This is a genomic window from Phycisphaerae bacterium, from assembly GCA_012729815.1.
Taxonomy (GTDB): domain Bacteria; phylum Planctomycetota; class Phycisphaerae; order JAAYCJ01; family JAAYCJ01; genus JAAYCJ01.
On record JAAYCJ010000125.1, the window covers coordinates 1 to 2,990 of the forward strand.

2 protein-coding genes are annotated in these 2,990 nt (G+C 65.6%); both read left to right on the forward strand.

Annotation, left to right across the window (positions count from 1 at the left end; all coding sequences use genetic code 11):
* Positions 1-186: 186 nt before the first annotated feature.
* Positions 187-2,619 (forward strand): exo-alpha-sialidase, encoded by a 2,433-nt coding sequence (locus GXY33_08690; protein ID NLX05207.1) that lies wholly within the window; start codon positions 187-189, stop codon positions 2,617-2,619.
* Between the two features lie 30 nt (positions 2,620-2,649).
* Positions 2,650-2,990: hypothetical protein (locus GXY33_08695; GenBank protein ID NLX05208.1), on the forward strand; the 341-nt coding region annotated here is incomplete at its 3' end.

Consider the following 2,990-nt stretch of genomic DNA (forward strand, 5'->3'; position numbering starts at 1 on the left):
GAGACGGACTTCGGGGCCGGGGCCAACACGGTCTTCGCTGACGGCCACGCAAGCTTCCGGCGCAAAGCGGATGCCCTGGAACTCGGCGTGCGCTACCTCACCACCGGCTTGTGGTTTTATGTCTGGTAGGACGAACGCGAAGGCCACGTGCCCGGAACAACCAAACCCCTCTTCAGGAATTCCGTGATGTCACAGCCAATGGGACCTTTCGTGGTCGGAACCGACCAGGGCGAATCTGGCGAGATGACCATCCCCCGTTACGTCGGAGGCAAGCCGGGTCTGCCGGTCGAACCGATCGCCAACCTCGTTTGTCCGGTGCGGGTCCACCGGGCCGAGTTCCCCGAGGTCTCCGGGCGGGTCTACGTCTACTGCCGTTTCAGGCCGCTGGCCATGAACCCAGCGGACTTCGTGGATGATCGACCCGCGTGCCGCCAGACCGTGACGCTGGGCATGGCGCCGCACGCCGAACGTTGCGAGGCTGTGACCTTCGGGATCGTTGATGACGACCGCGCTTCCGCCCGTGGCCAAGCCAATTACGTGCCGGGCCTGTTCAACGGCGAGATCGAATACTTCGGCATGTACGCGCGACCGGGCTCAGCCTACGACTTCAAGATTCACATCGACCTCGACCGGCAGCGACTGACCGCGTGGGTTGCCGGGGCGGGCGACGACGAGTGGTTTCCCTTGGCCGTCGACGCAGCCCTGGCCTATCCCGTGCGGGCCATCGGCAGTGCTCGGATCGACCAGCTCGACCAGGCCGCCGGCATTGAGCGGCTCGTGGTTCAAGGCGAACCGTGGCCCGACGGAGAGGCGCTTGAAGATACCAGCAATGAGCCTGCCTGTGATCTGCGTTACCAGCCGATGCGTTCGCTGTGGCGACGGGCGGATCGTCACGTCACGGTGGCCCGTACGCCAAAGCATCAGGTGATTCGCTGGAGCGGCTATTGGCCCGGCTGGTGGCTGGGCTTTCCCGACGTGGTCCAGACCGGTCCGACCAGCCTGATCGCCACGCACAACGACGGCCCCGGCCACGGCGGAGGCGGACGAATCTGGCTGCGGCACAGCGACGACCTGGGCCAGACGTGGCCGCGATCGACGGTCCTGCACTACGGCGGCGGCAACTGCCCGCGCCTGCAGAAGCTGCGTGACGGTTCGCTGCTGGTGACAGCCGATCTGTACGCCAATCCGTATCACAACATCTTCTTCCGCAGCGCCGATGCCGGGCGCACGTGGAAGCAGGTCGGCCGGCTTGATCCGGTGGCGGCGGGCGGGCATGACTGCTGCGTGCCGAGTCGGGTCACTGAGATGTCCGACGGTTCGTGGTTGGTCGTCGGCACGTGGGCGCCGAGCAAGCCCTTCGAGTGCACACGGGGCGAGGTCTTCGAATTCTACCGTTCACCCGATCAGGGACAGACCTGGCAATGGTACAACAGCCTCGAGGAGAACCCTCGAGGAGTCAGCGAGGCGAGTATCGTGCCGCTTCCGGACGGCCGATGGTGGCTGGTAGCCCGTGAGGGCTATTGCCTGCTGCCGGGAGTGCGGTGCTGGTCCGACGATGAGGGCCGTACCTGGAGCCGGTTTGAGGAACTGCCGTTCGGCATTCACGGCCGGACCTGCGCGGGGCTTTTGAGCGACGGCCAGATCATGACCACCTTTCGGGCCTGCTACGGACCGATCGGTTTGTGGGCGCACGTTGACACCCCGGACGCCCAAGTGCCGCCGTTGGCTGTAGGGGTACACTTCAACGACCGCCGAACCGTCGGGCTTGGCCCGGACGGCCTGCACATCGCAAGCGACGGGTCGCGCGGGCAGCTCACCAAGTACGTCCTGCGATGCCCCAACGGCTCCGAGACGCGCCTGGACGTGACGGTTGAGGTGAAGGTTCTGACCAACCGCGGTCGCGCCGCCTCGCTCGGCGTGCCTTACGTGGGACGCCTGCGCATCTTCTCGGACCACGCCGAGTTCGCCCACGATCCGGCCTTGCGAGTGGATCTGACCCCGGGACAATTCCATACCCTCCGCATTCTCAGCGAGAATCGGCAGGCGGTGGTCTTCGTGGACGGCCAGGAACGGATTCGGTTCCGACCGCCGGTGCAGAAGGCTGCGCCACTGGCTTGGTCGCCGATCATACCGTCAGTCTACCAGTTGGAGTTCGGCAACGAAGCGGCGGAAGCTTCGCAGGCCGCCTTCGACTGGGTGCCTGAGATGGAACGGTCGAGTGCAGCGGCGCAGCCGGCCAACGACGAGGCCCTTCCCTCCGGCGACCTGACCTCCGTCACGCCCGCGACCATCACGCCCGCCGCCACCGGCCACAGCATCTGGCGGCGGATCGAGGCGGCGTATGCCGACGAACGCGGCGAGTACTACCGCGTTGCCTGGAAGGCCGCCGACGGCGTGTTCCCGGACCAGTACCAGCTCGATCACGTGATCGAGGTCGAAGCCAGCGTCTCCGGCTGCGATCAGGGCTACTCCGGATGGACGCAGCTTGAGGATGGCCGCATTCTCGTGCTCAACTACACCGACGACACCGCCCGCTGGAACCGTGACATGACCTGGCCGCCGCTGGGCGTCGCGTGGATTCGCGGGACCTTCATTCACCCGGAAGACCTGCCAGACTGACAGCCCTTCATCCGGAAAAGGAGTCGGACAATGACTTCGGCATTTGACCCGAAGAACGGACAGTGGCGGATCGCCTGGCCCCAGCGGATCTCCCGCCACGACCTGATCTATCTGACCCCGCCCGACGACCCGATGAACGGTCTGGCCGTCGGCAACGGCGATCTGGGGGCGATGCTCTGGTTCGAGCGCACCCGCATCGTGATCGTGGTTAACAAGTGCGACCTGTGGGACGACGCTGCGTTCGATCAGCCGTTCAGCAACTGGGACGGCGATCAGGAGGAGTTCAGCACCACCCTTCGCCACGGCGGCCGCATCGTCATCGACTTCCACCAGCCGCTGTTCGACCTGTTCTACATGAAGGATGCCTGCGC